At 33.5% G+C, this 20,413-nt stretch carries 17 protein-coding genes; 1 reads left to right on the top strand and 16 read right to left on the bottom strand.

Annotation, left to right across the window (positions count from 1 at the left end):
- Positions 1–162: 162 nt before the first annotated feature.
- From LBP67_00440 to LBP67_00390, 11 genes are all read right to left on the bottom strand, one after another.
- Positions 163–594, bottom strand: a complete 432-nt coding sequence (locus LBP67_00440; protein MDR2083454.1) for a DUF3788 domain-containing protein — start codon at positions 592–594, stop codon at positions 163–165.
- Positions 595–658: 64 nt separating this feature from the next.
- A complete protein-coding gene (locus tag LBP67_00435) occupies positions 659–994 on the bottom strand; it encodes a tRNA-binding protein (GenBank protein ID MDR2083453.1) in 336 nt (111 codons plus the stop codon).
- 16 nt (positions 995–1,010) lie between these two features.
- Positions 1,011–1,412 carry a VOC family protein gene (locus tag LBP67_00430; GenBank protein MDR2083452.1) on the bottom strand — a complete coding sequence of 134 codons (402 nt, stop codon included), beginning with the start codon at positions 1,410–1,412 and terminating at the stop codon, positions 1,011–1,013.
- A gap of 302 nt (positions 1,413–1,714) precedes the next feature.
- The gene (locus LBP67_00425) at positions 1,715–2,815 is read right to left on the bottom strand and encodes an alpha/beta hydrolase (protein ID MDR2083451.1); all 1,101 of its coding nucleotides are present in this window, start codon (positions 2,813–2,815) and stop codon (positions 1,715–1,717) included.
- A 115-nt stretch (positions 2,816–2,930) separates the two neighbouring features.
- The gene (locus tag LBP67_00420) at positions 2,931–3,587 is read right to left on the bottom strand and encodes a hypothetical protein (protein MDR2083450.1); all 657 of its coding nucleotides are present in this window, start codon (positions 3,585–3,587) and stop codon (positions 2,931–2,933) included.
- A 211-nt stretch (positions 3,588–3,798) separates the two neighbouring features.
- Positions 3,799–6,198 carry a hypothetical protein gene (locus LBP67_00415; protein MDR2083449.1) on the bottom strand — a complete coding sequence of 800 codons (2,400 nt, stop codon included), beginning with the start codon at positions 6,196–6,198 and terminating at the stop codon, positions 3,799–3,801.
- A gap of 114 nt (positions 6,199–6,312) precedes the next feature.
- On the bottom strand, positions 6,313–7,338 hold the full coding sequence (locus LBP67_00410) for a hypothetical protein (GenBank protein ID MDR2083448.1): 1,026 nt from the start codon (positions 7,336–7,338) through the stop codon (positions 6,313–6,315).
- Positions 7,339–7,479: 141 nt separating this feature from the next.
- Positions 7,480–7,941 (bottom strand): preQ(1) synthase, encoded by a 462-nt coding sequence (queF, locus tag LBP67_00405; GenBank protein MDR2083447.1) that lies wholly within the window; start codon positions 7,939–7,941, stop codon positions 7,480–7,482.
- A gap of 54 nt (positions 7,942–7,995) precedes the next feature.
- Positions 7,996–8,658, bottom strand: a complete 663-nt coding sequence (gene queC / locus LBP67_00400) for a 7-cyano-7-deazaguanine synthase QueC (GenBank protein ID MDR2083446.1) — start codon at positions 8,656–8,658, stop codon at positions 7,996–7,998.
- Between the two features lie 197 nt (positions 8,659–8,855).
- Complete coding sequence (locus LBP67_00395) at positions 8,856–9,020, bottom strand: Arc family DNA-binding protein (protein ID MDR2083445.1); 165 nt, start codon at positions 9,018–9,020, stop codon at positions 8,856–8,858.
- Between the two features lie 14 nt (positions 9,021–9,034).
- On the bottom strand, positions 9,035–9,940 hold the full coding sequence (locus LBP67_00390) for an SPFH domain-containing protein (protein ID MDR2083444.1): 906 nt from the start codon (positions 9,938–9,940) through the stop codon (positions 9,035–9,037).
- Positions 9,941–10,224: 284 nt separating this feature from the next.
- Here LBP67_00390 and LBP67_00385 point away from each other — a divergent pair, with 284 nt between their 5' ends.
- Positions 10,225–12,753: a T9SS type A sorting domain-containing protein gene (locus tag LBP67_00385; GenBank protein ID MDR2083443.1), complete on the top strand. Its 2,529-nt coding sequence runs from the start codon at positions 10,225–10,227 to the stop codon at positions 12,751–12,753.
- A gap of 180 nt (positions 12,754–12,933) precedes the next feature.
- On the opposite strand, the gene LBP67_00380 is transcribed toward LBP67_00385, so the two are convergent.
- The 5 genes from LBP67_00380 to LBP67_00360 form a co-directional block, all read right to left on the bottom strand.
- On the bottom strand, positions 12,934–15,654 hold the full coding sequence (locus tag LBP67_00380) for a DNA gyrase/topoisomerase IV subunit A (protein ID MDR2083442.1): 2,721 nt from the start codon (positions 15,652–15,654) through the stop codon (positions 12,934–12,936).
- Between the two features lie 39 nt (positions 15,655–15,693).
- Positions 15,694–17,733, bottom strand: a complete 2,040-nt coding sequence (locus LBP67_00375) for a BatA domain-containing protein (GenBank protein ID MDR2083441.1) — start codon at positions 17,731–17,733, stop codon at positions 15,694–15,696.
- A gap of 14 nt (positions 17,734–17,747) precedes the next feature.
- The gene (gene yihA / locus LBP67_00370; protein MDR2083440.1) at positions 17,748–18,338 is read right to left on the bottom strand and encodes a ribosome biogenesis GTP-binding protein YihA/YsxC; all 591 of its coding nucleotides are present in this window, start codon (positions 18,336–18,338) and stop codon (positions 17,748–17,750) included.
- 16 nt (positions 18,339–18,354) lie between these two features.
- Positions 18,355–19,281 carry a GNAT family N-acetyltransferase gene (locus LBP67_00365; GenBank protein ID MDR2083439.1) on the bottom strand — a complete coding sequence of 309 codons (927 nt, stop codon included), beginning with the start codon at positions 19,279–19,281 and terminating at the stop codon, positions 18,355–18,357.
- A gap of 147 nt (positions 19,282–19,428) precedes the next feature.
- The gene (locus tag LBP67_00360) at positions 19,429–20,298 is read right to left on the bottom strand and encodes a 1-acyl-sn-glycerol-3-phosphate acyltransferase (GenBank protein ID MDR2083438.1); all 870 of its coding nucleotides are present in this window, start codon (positions 20,296–20,298) and stop codon (positions 19,429–19,431) included.
- Positions 20,299–20,413: the final 115 nt, after the last annotated feature.

Raw genomic sequence — 20,413 nt, 5'->3', positions numbered from 1 at the left:
TTAATTTCAATCTGAAAAATCATGAGTAAGGATGGATAAAAATCAAGTAAGTTTTTACATATTTATAACAAATGTAATTTTTCGTTAAAATACTTATTATGAGAACTTTGTTTGCTTTGTGAGATAATCGATAATTTGTTATAAATAGAAAGAGTGATTATTTTATTTCAAACTCATTTTATATTTCACAATCACTTCAAAATCTTTCAACTGCTCCTTTTTATTAATATCAATAATTAAAGGAATTAGTTTTCCGATGGTTTTTACTTTGTTGAAATTTTCCTTGATTTCCTTGTTTATTGACAATTCGGAAATTCCTTGACGGTTTTTCTCTGTGAAATAAAAACTTGTTTTAATTAATCCTTCCCAAAGCGAAAGCCAGAAAACGGTTTTCTTTTTGTATGTTGCTTTGAAAAGCCATGACTTTCCGTCATTATAATATCTCCATTCGTACTGAATGTCAAGTTTTGAAATAGTATTGAGTATGTCTGTATAAATTTCGAAAATATTTTTTCCTAAAACATTTTCAATAACCTCATTTGTAGGTTCAATTTCGGGATTGCTCAGAAGTTTAATTTGATTTTCAGTGTTCATTGGTTAGAATATTTTCACAAAGGTAATGTTTATATTCATTTAAAGAATTGATGTAAGTGATATTTTATCCGATTCTTAATCCGTTTTTTACTTTTTTATCAGGGGTTAGCAATGTAACTTCATCTTCATTTACTGCACCGAGAATGAGGCATTCGCTTTTTATATTGGCAATTTGTTTTACAGGAAAATTTACTACTGCAATTACTTGCTTGCCTATTATTTCGTTCGGAGTGTAAAGTTTTGTTATTTGTGCCGAAGATTTACGTATCCCGAACTCACCAAAGTCGATAGTAATTTTGTAAGCAGATTTTTTTGCTTCTTTAAATATTTCCGCATTAATAATCGTTCCGACACGCATTTCGACTTTGGTGAAATCATCCCAATTAATTAAATTTTCCATTTGCTTAAATTTAGATTTATTCCGTAGCTAATGGCGTAAATAATTCAATTAAATTTTCTTCAGGGTCCCGCAAGTGAACGGTTCGCATTCCCCAATCCGGCATATCGGTTGGCGTATTAATAAAATCGACTCCTTTCTTCAGAAGAGTTTGATAGGCCTCATCAACATTATCTACTTCGAAAGAAACCATCATTTTTTCTCTATATCCTGTAGGTTGAGTTTTATCTGAATTACCTACAGCAGGAGCCATAAAATCAGAAAGAAACAAAGCAAATCCTTCAATGCCGTCAGCAACTTTGAAACTTGCGTAACAGTCGTCTTCATCTCCCCAAACAGGTTCTAAACCAATCTGTTCGGAATAAAATTTGAAACATTTCTTAAAATCTTTGACTAATAATCTTACATTACTAAAGCGCATATTAATATATTTATGGTTAATTATTTTTTACGTATGACTATGATTTGCAAATATAGTTTCTTTACTAAAATTAATCCATATTTTCAGATATAACTATATTATTTTTTCAATAAAATTTACATCATTTTTTACGGAAATGAATACGCTTTTACTCAGTTTTGATAATAATCGTTAAGATAATTATTATCATTTCTTTCAGTTCAAAACCAAATATAAGATTCAGAAGAGTGGGAAATATGTTATAAGAAAATTATTTTTTTCTTTTTCAATAATATGAAAAAAGATTCGCCTAATTGATCTGATTACTCTATTTTATTTTTTTCAAAGATTTCTCTTACTACTTCAACAAACTTTTCCGGTTCTTCTGTATTTGGCGAATGGGCAGAATTTTCAAAAGTGTATAATTCCCTGTCAGGTGCTTCAATAAAATTAATCCATTCTTTTGCCAATTTATATGAAACCTGATAGTCATATAATCCGTGAATTATATAAATAGGGACTTCAAAAAGTGTGGAAGATTCAAAAAGATTATCATTTATTACATAATAAAAAACATGTTTCAATGAAAATATGCTTCCTTTGGCGTATCTTACCTTTTCGGACAAAGTGTAACCTTTAAATTTTACAAGGTCTTTTACAAAAGTTCTCATGGAAAAATTGTTGTGTGTGATTCCGATTCCGTATTTGTTCATGCTGCTCGTTCGGGTGCTGATAAGATATTTCTGAGTCGGAAAATCCTTTGCGTTGGGATCATATTTGTTTAAGGCCTTAATAACTTTCTTATCGTTAATTGCTTTTGCATGTTCCATCATATAATGATACGCAAGTTGTTCGGAAAGATGTTGGTTTGTAACTTGTCCGATTCCGATGAAAGCATGATAATATTCCGGATATTTCTCTACAACCTTAATGCCCAGATAGGAACCCCAGGAATGTCCCATAATGTAAATCTTTTCTTTGCCGAAACGATTTATCAGGTATTCTGTTATCTCGCGAGTGTCTTCAACGAATTGAGAAACAGTAATGTCTGCAGTGTCTATATCTTTGCTGTAAGTCATTCCCGCTGCACGTTGATCCCAATAACAAACCGTGAAATATTTTTCAAGGCGATTGTTTTTTTCGCTAACTTCAATCATAGGTAACTCCGGACTTCCCGGTCCACCGTGTAGAAAAAGAATTACAGGATTATCGGGATTTTCACTTCTTATGAAAAATCCTTGTTTTATATGACCGATTTGTAACCCGTTTTTTTCAGTTAATGAACCTTCAATTACCTTTCCGTTATTATCCGTAAGAGGGTTTAATCTTCCCGGACTATTGATGCGGATTACAAAGATTAGAATTATGAATATTGATAGAATTATTCCTAATACTAACAGAATTATTTTTGTGACATTTTTCATATAAATATTGGTTTATATAAACATAAGTGTGTAATTGAGGTCAACCGGCTAAGAAAAACAATCTTTATCGTTGATGATAAAAATTAGTATTAATGATATTAGAATAAAATTTTTTTCATTTTTTAAAATTACTTGAAAGCACTTCTTCTATCTGAGTTTTAACACTTTTAGTAGTTGTTTCCATTCCGCTGTTTAAAGCGTGGAAATTATACAGATCATTTAAAAAAACGGATGTAATATCAAAATTATTACCAAAGATAAGTTTTTTATCTAATTTATATACTTCCTGAAATATCAATAATTTTGTGAATATGTATTGGTCATGTTCCTGTTTGAGTTCTTCCAACGATGAATAACATTTACTAATATCCAAAAGCAAATTGTTATTTGATAATATTTTTGTGCCGTCACTATTCACAAAAACTGTATATGCGTCTTTTTTATAATTGAAGCTTGCAGTAAATAGAGCAATGTCTTGATATTTTAGTATACTGTCTTTTGAAGTATGCTCGGGGTCAAGCATGTTTGAGTGTATATTTTTTCTTAACCGGCCAATCTGATCGTAATAATTTACAACTTCATCAACTTTTTTCAAATTTTCTTCTAATTCAAGATAAATTGCCGTTAATTGAAATTTAAGATCTTTCTTTACTTTTATATTACCGATTAAATTTCCGGCATATAACGTAACGGCAATGCCTATTATTACAATAGATAACTCTCGAAGATAATCTTTGAGTTTTGTTTTTTTTAAAGATCTCGGTTTACTCATTTTTTTAATATTTCGTTTTCAGCAAAATAAATAATGAATTCGTTTTATTTTTATTTTGCATTTTTAACAGAATGGGAAGATGAGGTTTATCTGGGTTAAAAAGGAATAAAATATCATTTTTGTCATTATCAGTGACTTATTCAGTTTTATTTATCTTATCCCATCAGCGGAAGTTTTATTAATCATTCGCAGTTTCGACAGCATTGAACAATTACTCCGTTTCCAGAATCTTAACCACGCCTGTAGTACCGTTTACCATGATTCTGTCGCCTGTTTTGATGATTAAGGTTGCTCCTTTTACATTGGAAACTAACGGCAGAGTGTATTCTCTGGCAACAACAGCACCGTGTGATAATACAGAACCAACTTCAGTAATCAAAGCTTCAATCTTGCAATAATACGGAGACCAGCCTATGTCTGTGAAAGCCGCAACCATGATTTCGCCTTTTTGTAATTTGTTGGCATCTTGTACTGATTTGACAACTCGCGCCTTACCTTCAGCCATACCTCTGCTTATAGGTGTTCCCTTCAGCTCGGTACCAGGAACTCCGCTAAGCAAGTCTATTATTTCCGGAACTGGGCGATCAAAATGAACATCGGTAAAAGTGAGATTTTTCTGTTCCTCATAAAGTCGCTTACGTTGTAATGCTAATTTTACCAATGTTGCATTACGTGTATTTGCTAATTCGGCTATTTCGTGATGTTGAAGGAAATAAATTAGTTCTTCATCCTGCAAAATTCCTTCTTTATTTAATAAATGAGCTAAATGACGATAACCCTTTTTGACTTCGTTTAAAATTTTTACTATTGACGATTTTGAGGATTCTCTATTGACAACGCCTACTCTCGCTTGGTTTACAAGATAACGGAAGATTTTACGTTTCGCACCTTTGTAACGAGTATCTATTTCTTTGTACTGGTTGTATTTATTGTTGCTTTTCGGAGGTTCTATTCCACCGGAAGAAAGTACTGTCGAAAGATAATCCATAAATCCCTTTTCATCGTCAGCCCAGCCTTTGCTGGACATTTCCGCTTCACGCACCGCACGATGCCCGTGTCTTTTTATAAAGTAGAGATAACTTTCATGAGCTTTATTATTGCTCGTTTTTAAATAATGCAGAATTTCCTCTTGAGATTTGTTTTCCCAGTCAGGCATTTCTTCAATCAGGTCTCTCGCAATTTTTCTTAAAGAACGTAGAATATCCACACTTTCAATTCCGTCAATATTTTCTAAGGCTTCGGCAATGATAGCCCTGACTTCTTCCGGCGGAATGTTCTGCGATAATGCAATATTAAGTGCGCTGCTCATTGCTCCCGAATGCGCTGAAGTTATATAATGATAAAGAAAAACTTCGTTAACAACGTCTTTAGCTTTTTCTAATGCCTCAACTTGTTTTTCGATAGTATTTTGATTTGTGAATTGATATTTACTTACTAAGTTTGTAAGTTTCTTTCTGGCTTTATTGCGTGAAAGAATGAAACCACCGTATTTAATACCGTTTATCATCCCTTTTAATGCTCCAACTTTACGCACCTGTTCTTTATAATCTTCCGGATGTTCGAGGATTCTTCCGCATAGACTTAATTCTATAGCGTCTGAACTGCAACCAATTACATGTTCGGAAAGCTGTCCAATAGTACTCAAATTTAAGAAAAGATGATTTCCTATGCTGAAAGCGGCTCTTCCTTCGGGAACATCCTCCAATCTTTTGTAAACACCGGAACTTACCATCATTTTACGTAAACCCCAGTCTATTGCATAAACGGATGTTGAAAGAGTCAACGGAGTTACGGCACCCGGCATCATTTCGCTAATATTACAAGTTGTCGTCAACTGTCCTTTGAAATCCCATTTCGGATCTAATTCGTGAATATCAGCTTCGTTTAATGTAGTGATCGGGCGGGCTTGCAACCAAAGCACTTTTCCGTTCTTGTCGATTGCCCATTCCAAATCCAGATGAGTATCAAAATGTTCGCTTGCTTTTAAGGATTCTTTTGCAATTTCCTTGAGTTCATGTTGGGAAAGTAATTCGTCTTCATTATAAGTGCAAATACTTTCCAAGTCGGTTTTATCCACAGTATATTGCTTGGCACTTTCATATCCCGACACTAAAGATTCTCCGACACCTTTTACCGCTTCAATAAGCAAAATATTTTCACCGCTGTTCGGGTCTATTGTAAAGCAAACTCCGGCTTTAGTTGCATTAACCATCTGCTGTACAACAACAGACATTTTGCTGCTTTTAGCCTGATTGAAAAATGCTGAGTAACTTTCCGCCTCAAAACTGTGCAGTGACGATAAGCATTCTAAAACGGATTTTTTAAATTCTTCTTCTCCCGAAACATTTAAAAAGGTTTTATATTGTCCGGCATTGGAGAAATCGCCTCCGTCTTCGGCATTTGCCGACGAACGAACCGCAACCGTGCTCAATCCGCTACTAAGATAATGTTGTGCGGCACTTTCCAAATCTTCACTGCTTTCTATATTCATCAAAACAAAACCTGGGGCAATATTTATTCCGGATTGAGCCATAAGGCATAATCCTTTTGCTTTTCCACCGACTTCGTTAAGTTTTTCTTTTGGTATCTCGTTAAGTTTGTATATTTCCATAAAATTAATTTAAAGTTTTATTAGTCAAAAGTTTTGATTCTGAGTCTCGGATTTTTAACTTACTGTATATTATCTCATAACTCATATCTTATAACTCATAACCTTTTTCAACTGTTACCGTGTCCAACGGTTCTTATCACCGTTATATCCTATTTCAATAATTCCGCGGCCCTTGATACCATCAACAGATAGTTTGCCAATGCCTTCGAAAATAGTATAAGCTCCGTTATCAAACGGGAAAGCAACTTCGATTTCCTTTTCGCAAATCATTTTCATATTTCTGCCGTCAACTAATTTGATTTCGCAAGTAAAGCTGTCGGGAGTTTTATCAGAAAGCGTTATTTTATCCATTTCCGTACAAGAGAACACATTAATATACTTTCCGTCTTTTTCATAGTAGCCGTGCTGCATTTCGAAGATAGCGGGATACCGTACCATGTTTACATTCATTACTTCACCGTTTTCCAGCAAAGCCATGAGCCAAATGTGTCTGTCCATATAATTCCAATCTCTTTTACCGAAAGAATGGTCGCGCATTGCACGCATATCAAAAGAAATATTTTTATCGTCCAATTGTAAAGTACCGCTGGCTTTTCCGGCTTGTTCGTAATGTACCTGATGATTTTCGGAAAGTTCTTTTAAGAATGCTTTACTTAATTTTTCCTTAGCCAATGCTTTTGCAGTAGCGCCTGAATCGGAATGTCTGGAAAATTCAAAAATAGGAGCTGTAGATGTAAAAGTAGCATTTAAACTTGCTTGTATAGGAGTTTTATTTTCGGAATTGACTTCAATTACTGGGCCATTGAATTGGAATTGCCATTCTTCGCCTACTTTCAAACATTTTACTGATGCCTTAGATTCGTTATTTGCCAAAGGATCTCTGTTGCGATAAGATTTTCCGTCAACATCATGATAAACCAGCCAGAGTTCGTCTCGATCTCCGCGTTTTGCCAATCTGAAAAGAATGCTTTTGCCTGTTAAATCATGTAAAGAAAAGTAGTAGCTGTTATTTGGATGATTTGTTGCACCTTCCGGAATTTCGTATTTTTCAGCATATTCGAAATCGAAAGGGCGATTTTTTTTACGTTTTTCTATTTGATTTTTAATGATTGAAAATTTGACTTTTTGAAATAAATTCATATTAAAAGGATATTTAAATTATTATTTTTCAGAGGTATAAATTTTGACTGCTTTTTGAAAGGCGTTTCAAAATTTGATGCAAAAATAATATTATTTATTTAATATGAAGAAAAAAATGATTTGATTTTATAGTAAGAGATATTATACCGTCTTGTAATTATGAACTCTCATCCTTGCCATTTGTTCATATTGAGTGTTTGGTTTTCCGTAATTACAGTAAGGGTAAATACTGATACCGCCGCGCGGAGTGAAAATTCCTTTAACTTCAATATATTTTGGATCCATCAGTTTTATTAAGTCTTTCATGATGATATTTACGCAGTCTTCATGAAAAGCTCCGTGATTTCTGAATCCGAAAAGGTATAATTTCAAACTTTTACTTTCAACCATTTTAACATCGGGGATATAATCAATATGAATTGTTGCAAAATCGGGTTGACCGGTGATCGGACATAGGCTTGTAAATTCGGGACAGTTGAAACTAACCCAGTAATCGTTTGCTTGATGTTGATTAATAAATGTTTCTAAAACTTCCGGTGTATAATCTTGTTTGTATTCGGTTTTGTTTCCTAATAACGTTAAGTTTTCAGTTTGTTTATTCATTTCAATTTTTATTTAATGATTGTCAATAAATATATTATTGATACAAAATATTTCTTAGAATTTTTTTGTTTCTTGAAATTTTTTCCATCCGGCATTCCTCAGAGTACAAGCCGGACAATTTCCGCATCCTTCGGCAATAATTCCTCTGTAACAAGTGAGGGTTTCGTTTTTAATGATATTCAAAATGTTTAATTCATCGGCTAAAGCCCAAATATCGGCTTTGTTCAAATGCATAAGAGGTGTGTGAATTGTGAAATGTTCATCCATTGCAAGATTCAGGGTTTCATTGGCGGATTTAATAAAGTTTTCTCTGCAGTCCGGATATCCGGAGTAATCTGCTTGAGAGACGCCTGTTATCAAATTGTGTATTCCGTGAGAGTGAGCTACTACGGCTCCTAAACTTAGAAAGAATAAATTTCGTCCCGGAACAAAAGTATTAGGGTAAGAATTTTTAGGTTTTTTGTTGTCCATAATAATTTCATCATTCGTCAAAGAACTTTCCGAAATCTTACCTATAAACGAAGCGTCCGTAATCCGAATCGGAATTTCCGCTGTTTGTGCAATTTTTTTTGCTATTTCTATTTCAATAGAATGTTTTTGTCCGTATGAAAAGCATAAAGCCATAACATTATCAAAATGCTTTTTTGCCCAAAACAAACAAGTTGTAGAATCTTGCCCTCCGGAAAACAATACAAGTGCGGAATGATTGGTTTTCATAATTCTCTGTTTTTAAAGTGGTTAATCTGAGATACACTATTTGCGATTGCAAAGTTAATATAAAAAATTACAATAAGTAGTTGGTGTTTATTTTTATTTGACATAGAGAATAAAAAATAAGCTATTCAAATCCGAATAGCTTATTTTCTCGTTAACTATTGCCATTACTTTAGATTTAGTAATTGTGTTTTCGTCTCTTACTTTTTTATCCTTTTTCCTTTTTTTAAAGCTTGATCAAGTATCCACAAAATCTGCCCATTAGTGCTGCGAAATTCATCTTGCGCCCACTTCTCAATAGCTGCTAATTTTTCTGCATCTATTCGCAATACAAATGCTTTTGTTTCGTTTTTCTTTTCAGACATTTTTGTAATTTCTATTAATACAAGGTTCCTGCGTTGATGATAGGTTGTGCGGCTTCATCTGCACATAAAACAACCATTAAATTACTTACCATACTCGCTTTTTTATCTTCATCAAGAGAGATTACATCTTTTTCCGATAATTTTTGTAATGCCATTTCAACCATGCTTACAGCACCTTCGACAATCTTTTCGCGAGCGGCTATAATTGCTGATGCTTGTTGACGGCGAAGCATTGCGCTGGCAATTTCAGAGGCATAAGCCAAATAATTGATTCGTGCTTCCACAACTTTTATTCCTGCCATTGCTAATCGGTCAATTAATTCAAGTTCCAATTTATCATTTACTTCATCGCTGCTGGAGCGTAATGTTGCAGAATGATCGTGTTCTTCGTCAAGATTATCGTAAGGATACATTCCGGCAACTCTTCTTAAGGCCGCATCACTCTGAACTTTAACAAATTGCTCATAAGCAAACCTGCTTTTACCGTCATTTTCAATATCAAACATAATCTTATAAGTATCTTCGATTTTCCAAACCAAAACCAATCCGATCATAATAGGATTTCCTATCTTATCATTGACTTTTATCGGGTCTGTATCAAGATTACAAATTCTCTGTGAGATTTTTTTCTTTTTGTATAAAGGATTTAACCAAAAAAATCCATTATTCTTAATAGTCCCTTTATAAACTCCGAAAAATAGAAGCACGCAGGCTTCATTAGGTTCAATTAAAACATAACCTAGAGTAAAAAAGAGGAATAAAAGAATTAATGCAAACCCCGGAATAAACCACAATTCGCTATTGCTTTTGTCAACTTGAATAAAACATACTATTGCTGCCACTAATAACAACAATTCGATGAATACCATTAATAATCCGTTAATAGTTACACCCTTGAATTTCATTTCTTTATCCATAATCATTAAAAATTTAATTTGATATTATTTTAATATTGCAAATATATCACTTTTTTTTTATATGGACAATATAAAAATGAAATTTTTTATTTAAAAATTTTCTTAAGAAAAATAATTTGAGATTCATAATTCGGATAACTTGATAAAGTTATTTATATTTGCAGAGTTTTGCATGGTCAATTGATTTCTCCGGCGGAGACAATTTTTATTATCATATAAAAATACAGTTAAAAAATATGGTAAAACGGTGGGTTAAGTCTGTAAAAATTAAAAATAAATTATAACATATGAAAAGTTTAATATCAAGATTATTTATTTTGACTAAATATTTATTAATGATTATGGGACATCCTATCTTAAAAAAAACAGTTTTCATATTTTTTGCGTTAGTTCTATCTAATTCACTTTTTGCGATAAAATATTATGTTAAACCTGCCGGAAATAATTCTAATGACGGATTAAGCTGGGCTACTGCGAAAGCCAATATTGCCGGTGCACTTACTCCTGCGATTAATGGAGATACTATATTTGTGGCTGTGGGAACCTATACTTCTTCTGCCGGTATTGCCATGAAGAACGGGGTTTCGGTATATGGAGGGTTTATTGGAATTGAATCGAGCCTTACTGAACGTCCAGCAATGAGTTATGGAGTAAATGATTATGGGCAATCTTCAATGTTGATTGGTTCTGCAAGTTATGTTGTAGATATGCAATTTAATTATAATAGCCTTGTTACTTTAGATGGTTTTACAATACAAGCCTTAGGTAGTTCGGGAATTATTTTTTCAAGTAATACAAAAGTATTTAATTGTACAATATTTGAAGCCAGTGTGTCTGGATTAAGGATTTATGATCCGGTTTCATCGATTGTAAATTGTACAATAGAAAATTGTATTATAAAAAATAATGGAACACGTACTAATAGTAATAGTTATAATGGAGGCGGTATTTACATGTATAATGCAACGGCAACATTTATAGATTGTATTATAAATGGTAATTATGGTCAGGCCGGAGCAGGTGTATTTGTAAATAATAGTTCTTCGGCTATTTTTAGAACATGTTCCATAATCAACAATGAGGGATATAGTAGCGGTGGAATAGAAATTTATGGCACAGTTAATTTAATAAACTGCTTCATTATGAATAATAGGGCTTGGCATAATTTGGCAAATTATCCTTCAGATGTTGTTGGAGGAATTTATAATGCCGGAAGTACTACGATTACGGGTTGCATTATAGCTAATAATACGGCTACAAGTACACATAGTACCGGAGCTAATGCTATCGGAGGAATATTTTGTACAAGCGAAGCAACTATACTGGATATTATTAATTCCAATATTGTTAATAATTTAGCGGAAACAAATTATAGTATTTATGCGGGTGGTATTTCTTGTTCCAATAAAACTTATTTAACAGATTGTATATTATGGGGCAATAAAAAAGATACTCAATTTTCGCAACTTTATAGTTCGCCGAGCATAGTAAATTATACAGCAATACAGGGAACGCTTTATACCGGTGTTGGTAATATTAACTTAATGGCTGATAATACCGGTAGTGAAACCGGTAGTTTTTACCCATATTTTATAACTCCATCTCCAATTGTGGGTTGCGGAGTCAATAGTGCCGATAGTTTACAAGTAATGCAATCAAATTGGTCTTTGTCAATTGGTTCTGCATGTATCAATATGGGAATACCGAATACTTCGGGATTAAATCTTCCGGAAACTGATATTTATTATAATCCTCGCATTTTTAACGAAAGAATCGATATTGGTGCTGCTGAATATTCTTATTTATCTCAATTAATTGAATGGGATCAAACTTTAAATTTTTCCGTAAATGATGGTAGTGCGGAATTAACTGCAACTGCTACCAGCGGATTGCCCGTGACTTATATGTCAAGCAATACTGATATTGCAACTGTAAGCAATAATATTTTAACTTTTCATAATGTTGGCGAGGCTATAATTACTGCTATACAGGGAGGTAATGAATTATACGAACCGGCACCGGATGTAAATAAGCCTCTTACGGTAACTAATTTGACAAGTCAAACGATTATTTGGAATCAGGATTTACAAGCTTTTGTAGGAGATACTCCGATAACGCTTACGGCAATGGCAACCAGCGGGCTTCCTGTGAGTTATAGTTCCGATAACACTGATGTGGGAATCATCAATGGAGATTTACTCTATATTGTAGGCACCGGAATAGCAACTATTACTGCTATACAGAGTGGAGATGCAAATTATAGTCCGGCACCGGAAGTAAATAAACCACTTACTGTAAGCAAGCAGGATCAGGTTATAATTTGGAATCAGGACCTGCAAGCTATTGTAGGAGATGCTCCGATAACGCTTACGGCAATGGCAACCAGCGGACTTTCTGTTAGTTATAGTTCGGATAACAATAGTGTTGGAATCGTTAATAATGATTTACTCTATATCGTAGGTCCCGGAATAGCAACTATTACTGCTATACAGAGCGGTAACGGCAACTATAACCCTGCTGCGGATATTGAAAAGGAATTGCTTGTAAATAATGTAGGCATAGAAGATTTTGATGCAAATATCGAAATCAACCTTTATCCGAATCCTACTGAAGGCGAATTGTACATCGAAAATCAAAAATTAAATATTAAGAATATTGATGTTTTTGATATTACAGGAAGAAAATTATCTTTTCATAATTATATTAATTCATCAACTTATTATAAAATTGATATCTCAGATCTAACTTCCGGTACTTATTTTATAAAAATAAGTACCGATTCGGGCGAAACAATAAAAAAAGTAGTGAAGAAATAGCAGAAGAAAAGGATAAACTTCCTAATTTATTCACAAAATGAAAAAGTTAGATTAAGGTTTTCGGATTTACAATGCATTTCTCTAATTAATTATGTGATTATTTTATAGAAATGTCCTAATGAAAGATAAATATAATTTTATCTTTTAGTTTGAAATGATATAAAATCCGGAGTCGAAAAATTAAAACAACGATAATTGTACATCATCATCTTCTTCTAAACCTTCGGGAGCAACTAATGGAGGCAAATTATCTCCATTATTATCACTAGAATTATTGATGTCCGTATTATTTTTCAAATTATCATCATTATCAGTGTTCTCCGTATTTTCAGAAGTTTCATCTTCAATATTATCTTCCTGATTTCCGGCAATAATATCTTCATTAAATATTGTTCTGTCGGGATAATAAGGTTTGAGTATTAAAATCTCTTCAAAGTCTTTGTCCGTCAATCTTTTCCCTTTGGCTGTGTAGCCTTTCGGTTCGATGAAAGTATCCAGTTCAACCATTTCATAGTAATGCGGAACTTTCTTGTTTTCAGGATAAACAAGTGCAATCCTCGGATGGTCTTCATAGAAGAAATTCAGTAATCTTGAGTCGGGATGGCCGTCGAGAAGCGAACCGAATACCTCAATATTTTCGAGCTGAAATCTCTTTACATAAGTTTTTCTTTTCTCTCCGGAGTAATAAATCACGGAGTAAATTCTCAAAGGATGATGCTTCTCTATATAAATAGGTATATCGTCAAAATGATTTGTTATATCGAAATTGATAATTCTGAAAGTGCCGTCGGCGAACGCGCACATAATTTTATCATCACCTTCAAAACCGCCTATAAAATTTCCTCTGCCATCCGTGTTAAGTCTTTTAACCGAATCATCAAACCAAACTTTCAAAGCTTCGAGAGTGGAAACGCCTTCATCTTTAATCTGAATTTTCTTGACACTGTGTTTGGTTAATATATTCCCTTTCGAATTTTTACCTTTGATTGCCAAATCTTTAAAATCATATTCAAAGTTGAGGTTTCTGAGTTTAGGTTTGGGACGGAGAGTGACTTTTATTGTCTCAGCTTCACCGTTCGGTCTAACATTGAGGTAAATGATTTTGGAATTGGATTTTCCGTTTGTGATGTAATATTCCTTATCGCGAGTAATTCCGGTAATCGGAAATCTTTTTACAAAATACGCTCCGTTTGGTCCGTCTTGATAAACGCAATTATAAATGGTACGATTATCATTCTTTCGGAATACGTTAACATAAATTACATCTTTACCCACGAAAAATTTATCACTGACTTTGGATACCTGATATGTTCCGTCTTTTCTGATATAAATAATATCGTCAATATCAGAGCAGTCGCAAACATATTCCGCCTTTTTCAATCCGGTTCCGGCGAAACCTTCTTCTATGTCAATATACAACTTGCAGGAAGTAGCTACAACTTTTACAGCATCAATGGAATCTATATTTTCAATCTCGGTTCTTCTATCTTTACCTTTGCCGTATTTTTCTTTTATCTTTTCAAAATATTTTATCGTATAAGGAATTATAGTCGCAAGATTTTTCTGTGTTTCTTTCAGGGCTTCCTGCATGTTTTTTATACGCTCTTCAACTTTGCTGATGTCGTATTTTGATATTTTCTTAATCTTTAATTCCGTCAGCCAAATGATATCGTCTTGAGTTATTTCTCTATAAAACTGTGCTTTGTACGGTTCCAATCCTTTGTCGATTGTTTCAATTACCGATTCCCAAGTTTTACATTCTTCGATCTTTCTATATATTTTGTTTTCAATAAAAATTCTTTCCAAAGAAGCATACAGCAACTGCTCCATCAATTCTGCCTGCTTTATTTCAAGTTCTTTTCTTAATAGTTCAACAGTGTTATCCGTAGAAATTTTAAGAATATCGGTAACACCCATAAAAACCGGTTTCTTGTTGTAAATCACACAAGAATTTGGAGAAATAGAAATCTGGCAGTCGGTGAAAGCATACAGAGCGTCGATTGTTTTATCCGGACTTACGCCGGTTGCAAGTTGAACAATGATCTCAGCTTTTTCCGCCGTATTATCGTCTATTTTTTTTATTTTGATTTTACCTTTATCGTTTGCAGCAATGATAGAATTGATAACTGTTTCTGTAGTTCTGCCGAAAGGAATTTCGGTAATTGCAATTGTTTTGTTATCTATTTTCGATAATTTTGCTCTTGAAATCACTTTTCCGCCGCGAAGTCCCTCGTTATATTTGGAGAAATCAGCTTTTCCGCCATTCGGAAAATCGGGATACAGTTCGAACTCTTCGCCTTTTAGATATGCCAGCGAAGCGTCGATCAGTTCATTGAAATTGTGCGGTAAAATTTTGCAAGCCAATCCAACAGCTATACCTTCAATTCCCTGTGCGAGCAATAAAGGAAATTTTACCGGCAATTTTACCGGCTCATTATTTCTGCCGTCGTAAGAAGGTGTCCATTCGGTTGTTTTGTGGTTAAACGCAATTTCCTTTGCAAAAGGAGTCAGTCGGGCTTCAATATAACGCGGCGCGGCGGCGCTGTCGCCGGTAATAGTATTTCCCCAGTTGCCCTGAGTGTCTATTAACAACTCTCTTTGTCCCAATTGTACAAGTGCGTCGCCGATGGAAGCATCGCCATGCGGATGGTATTTCATGGTTTGCCCGATAATATTTGCAACTTTGTTGTATCTGCCGTCGTCCATTTCATCCATTGTATGGAGAATTCTCCGTTGCACAGGCTTTAAACCGTCAATGACTTCAGGAATTGCACGCTCTAAAATAACGTAAGTAGCATAGTCGAGAAACCAATTTTCATACATCTCGGAAACTTGTAAAGTCGTATGTTTGTGAGTTTTCTCGTTCTTTTGCTCGTTGTCCAAATGCAAATCTTCTGTCATAAAAGTACCTTCTGAAAAATTTTTTGCAAAATTAGTTTTTTACTCCCATAAACGCAATAGTATCATTTCGGTAATTATTAACAAAATGCAAACTAATAAAAAGAGTTTCCATAAATTGCTCGCGTTTATTATTGCCGCCAGGTCTTTCTCGAATATATTATCGGAAGCACTTAATACAGTGCAGTTTTCGAGTTTATATTGTGATAAAAGCTCTTTGATTGTGCTTTGATCGTAAAATTTGAAAACTGATTCCTCACGACTGTTATTAATTGAAAATCCGTCGACAGAAATGTTGTTTTGGTTAACAATGTAATTGCTTGCGGGAGCTTCTAAATCGTCCTTAAATCTTAATAAAGTGTTATTATTGATAGCTTCAAAGACATAAGAAGCGAATGTCGAGTCGCTTCTGCAAATCAATTTTAAATTATCTACGGATTTTATTGAAGGATTTAGTCTGATGACTTTTTCGTTCTGAGAATAACTTGATATGCTTGCTCCAGATACAGTGAAGGCGGCTTTGTACATTATAGGCACGAAAAGCGCATTTATATGAATATCCGTATAATCTTTGTCGAAAGGAACAGCGAAAACGTAAAGAGTTGCATTGTCGAATTTCTTATAAGAGAAGATGTTGGAATTATTTGCCGAAAGTTTGATTAACGGAACAACATTTTCCTCTTTGTCAATCGGGAAATACAAATTGATTACAGGCAGTTCCAGGTTTTTATTCGACAGAGATTCTATATCGTAAAAAACATCGGTGAAGAATCCGGATTCAAAAGAAATGTTTGTATTTCTGTCGTTTGTATTTATCAAAGGATTTATTCTTCCAAATGAAAATTTATCAAGAAAAGCATTATAACTTTCTAAATCTAAAAAGTCATTATTCGGAATTAACATTATACTTTTTCCAAGTTCAATGTTTCTGAATAATTCTTGAGTCAAGCCGTCGGGAATTTCCGCTAAACCGTCTAATATTACGAGATCATAGAATGACAATTCGTCGTATTTAATAAACTTTCTGTCGGTTAGGCGGAAGTTAAAAATGCTGTCGCTTGAAAACAAAGTACGGATATATCTGTTTGGTGTGCCGTCGTAAATATTCAGTACCGAGATTTCATTTCTCAATTTGTAAGTAAAGTAAAAGATATTGTCGAAAGTAACGGAATTATCTTCGATTTGCACGTAAGCGCTCTTAATTCCCGCAATATTGTCGGGAAATGCTATCGGAAGCGTAATCGACGAATTTGCAGAAACATCAACAATTGTGGATGAAATGAGCTTGTCTTCAATGAAAAGGCTGACAGGAACTTTTTCAAAACCGAGATCCGATTTGGTTTCAATAATAACATCGATTTGATGCAAGTTTGAAATTACTGATGCGGGATTTGAAAATATTACGTTTTTAATATATAAGTTGTTGGCAAATTTACTTTCTACGGGAATGAAGAAAATAGTTTGATTATCAACTTTCAGGTTTTCAAAATCGGAACTTGTAATCTGGAAATCGGAAATATAATAACAGATGTTTTTTTCTTTTTCGTTACTGCTTTCAAAATTAAATGCGGCAACTATTGATGATAAGTTTCTGGTTATAAATGATATTTTGATATTGTCGATTGCTACTATCGCGTCATCTTTATTGAGTAATGGCGGATTTAAAGGCGAATTATTGGAATAAATTTTATATAAATTATTTGTTCCGTACATCATAACAATTTGTTTCGCTTTCTTTTTAGCATTATCAAGCAAGGAAATAGATTCCTGTTCTTCCATACTTGCCGAATTATCAATGTAAATATTAATGATATTAGACTTATTCGCCTCGCTTTGATATGTTTTAGGAATGTAAGGTTTTGCAAAAACGAAAACAAGGCAAGTTATGGCGAGTAGTCTCAGACAAAGGATTATCAATCGTCTTAAATTAGATATCCTTCTTTTTTCAATATTAATCTTTTTCAGTAATTCGACATTGGTAAAATATTCCGTTTTAAATTTTCTGAAACGGAAAAAATGAATGATAACCGGAATTATCAGAGCTAAAAGCAGCCAAAGAAATTGAGGATTATAGAATTTCATTATTTAGGATCTTTCTACTTTTCTGTTGCATTAAAAATATTTTCCAATAATTCTTCTTTTCCGAGACCGTTAGAAGAAGTTGTAATTATATCAAAATCGAGTTCGGGCGCAAATTCTGTGATTTTATTTTTGAACAATTCAATATGTTTTTTTTGTTTTGGTACCGAAATCTTGTCACATTTTGTAAGTACGAGTGCAAAATCAATATTTATATCATAAACATTCTCAATAAAAACAAGGTCGATATTCATTGGTTCGTGCCTTGAATCAACAAGAATGTAGAGTTTTTTAAGATTTTTATCATTGATGATAAAAGATGAGATCATCATTTCCAATTTTTCTCTTTCTTTCTTGCTGACTTTTGCGAAACCGTAACCGGGAAGATCTACAAAATAAATTGAGCTATTGATAATAAAATGATTTATCAATTTTGTTTTTCCCGGCGTTGATGAGGTTTTGCAAAGGTTTTTCTTGTTAACGAGCATGTTAATAAGAGAGGATTTCCCCACATTAGACCTGCCTATAAAAGCCACTTCCGGTAAGTTGTTGGGACTCTGGGAGATGTTTGTTGAACTGATTACGAATTCTGCTGTTTTTATTGTCATTTCTTACTATTAATTACTATGTTATTCTTCTTCGGAGTCCGTAACGTTCCAATTTTGCCGGAACAATTTCATCAATAGGAATTAAGATTCCTGTTTCTTCAACATTCCCGAAATGGTCGTTTATAGCTGTGCCGAAAACTTTCATGGAATGTGATAAGTTCATATAAGAATTTACAAGAGGAGGAATTATTTCTCCGTTTTCTTTAAGAACTCTAATTAGAGTTTTGTAATCTTCCTCGTAATTATTCCAAACGAAAGGTTTATTTAATTCTTCAATTGAATATTTTAGTTTAACCGGAATTCTCGGTTTACAGAGATTTTCATCTCCGGGAAAATATCTTTCAAGAAAATTTAAAAGTATATCTCGGGCGAAAGCATTGTATTCGGGATACATTGTAAATTTTCCGAAAGTATATTTAAGGAATTCATTTTCAAAAACTATAGAGCCAAGTCCCATCCAAAGATTTTCCAGTACGAAAATACCCTTTTTTATTTCGCCGCTTGCCTGATACTCCGGAATAACGAAAGATCTGCCTAATTCTATCATATACGGTGTAATTTCCTTGTGAAATTTGGCAGTACATTCAAAAAGTTTACCGGTAGGAGTGAGAAGTTTGTTATTTTCGATTTTAATTTTATCGCCGGTTAAATATCTGTAACCGCCCATAATTTCTTTTGTTTGCGGATTACATACAATTAGTTGTGTAAATTGATTTTCCCCGGTGTCATATTCGTCTATATCAACGCTTTCTCCTGTTCCGCCGCCGGCGTGCCTGAATGTTATTTCGCGCAATCTGCCGATTTCCCGCATAAGAATCGGGGATTTTTCATTAGTAAAAATATATATTTCATGATTGCCGTAGGGTGAAGTTTTAAACAATCTTACTTTTTCTAATTCATTTTTGATAATTTCTTTATCGTAAGCTTCAATAATTTGTTTCATGTTTATTTTGCGTAGAATCGTTTAATGATTTTGAGTTCTGTATTTTGATTTAATCATTACAAGGATGGTATTTAAAACGGCCGGTTGTTGAATTAATTCTTTTTTATTAGCTGTTTTGTTTCTATACTTTTTGTAATGACATCAGACTCATTTTTTATTCAATTTATCTATTTTATTAACATTGTCCATAAAAATCGCATTATTATTTTTTTGAAGTTCATATACGTGTTCTCTCAACAAACTCGCCCATTCGTTATCCGATTTAGATTTGTCGAATGTTTGCCATGGAATCGGTTTCCCGATTATTAATTCAATAGTTTTTCCTTTTTGTTTAAACATTTCGCTTGGTAGTAACATCATTTCAATATTGAACTTGATTTTGAAAAACTTTCTAAGATTAGCCGTATTATAGAACAAGTTGGAGTTTTTTCCGTTAATAAAAACGGGAACAATATCTCTTTGAGTAGCAACTGCTTGTTTTACAAATGTCTTTTTCCATTCAAGGTCAACAATCTTTCTCTTAATTTTTCTAGAACATAATCCTGCCGGAAACATCAATATAGTTCTATCCGATTCGAAAGCTTCCTGTATAAATTTTATTGCTTCTCGCGAATTCGAACCGACTTTGTTAACAGGAATAAAAAATTCATTGAAATTAGGAATGAAAGTAAGAAAGTCATTGACGGGAAAGGTAATATTTGGTCGTTTTTTATAGACAACATGTATAAAAGCCAATCCGTCTAAACCACCAAGCGGATGATTTGATGCAAAAACAAGTTTGCCGTTTTCAGGAATATTTTCTAATCCTGTAGTCTTTATTGTTGCTTGCGAAAGATCGAAAAGCACACTATCCACAAATTCAATCCCATACTCATGACCGTGTTTGTTGAGAAAAGCATTAATCTGCTTTACGCACAGAATCCTGTTTATCAATTTGAATATGAAATTCGGGATTTTCTTAGCTTTTTCAGGAGCTTTAGATTCAACAATATTTTTGATATTAATATATTCTTCCATTATTTTTGACCTCTAAACGAAACCAAGAAACAAAGATAATATAAATTATGTAGATTGGGGGGATTGAACTTGGATAAATTTTTATATTTTCAAGTCTTTATATTTTATAGTTATT

The organism is Bacteroidales bacterium (assembly GCA_031276035.1).
In the GTDB taxonomy this organism is placed as follows: Bacteria; Bacteroidota; Bacteroidia; order Bacteroidales; family BM520; genus RGIG7150.
Note: the sequence above shows the minus strand (reverse complement) of the source record. Positions and strands in the feature narration are given on the sequence as shown.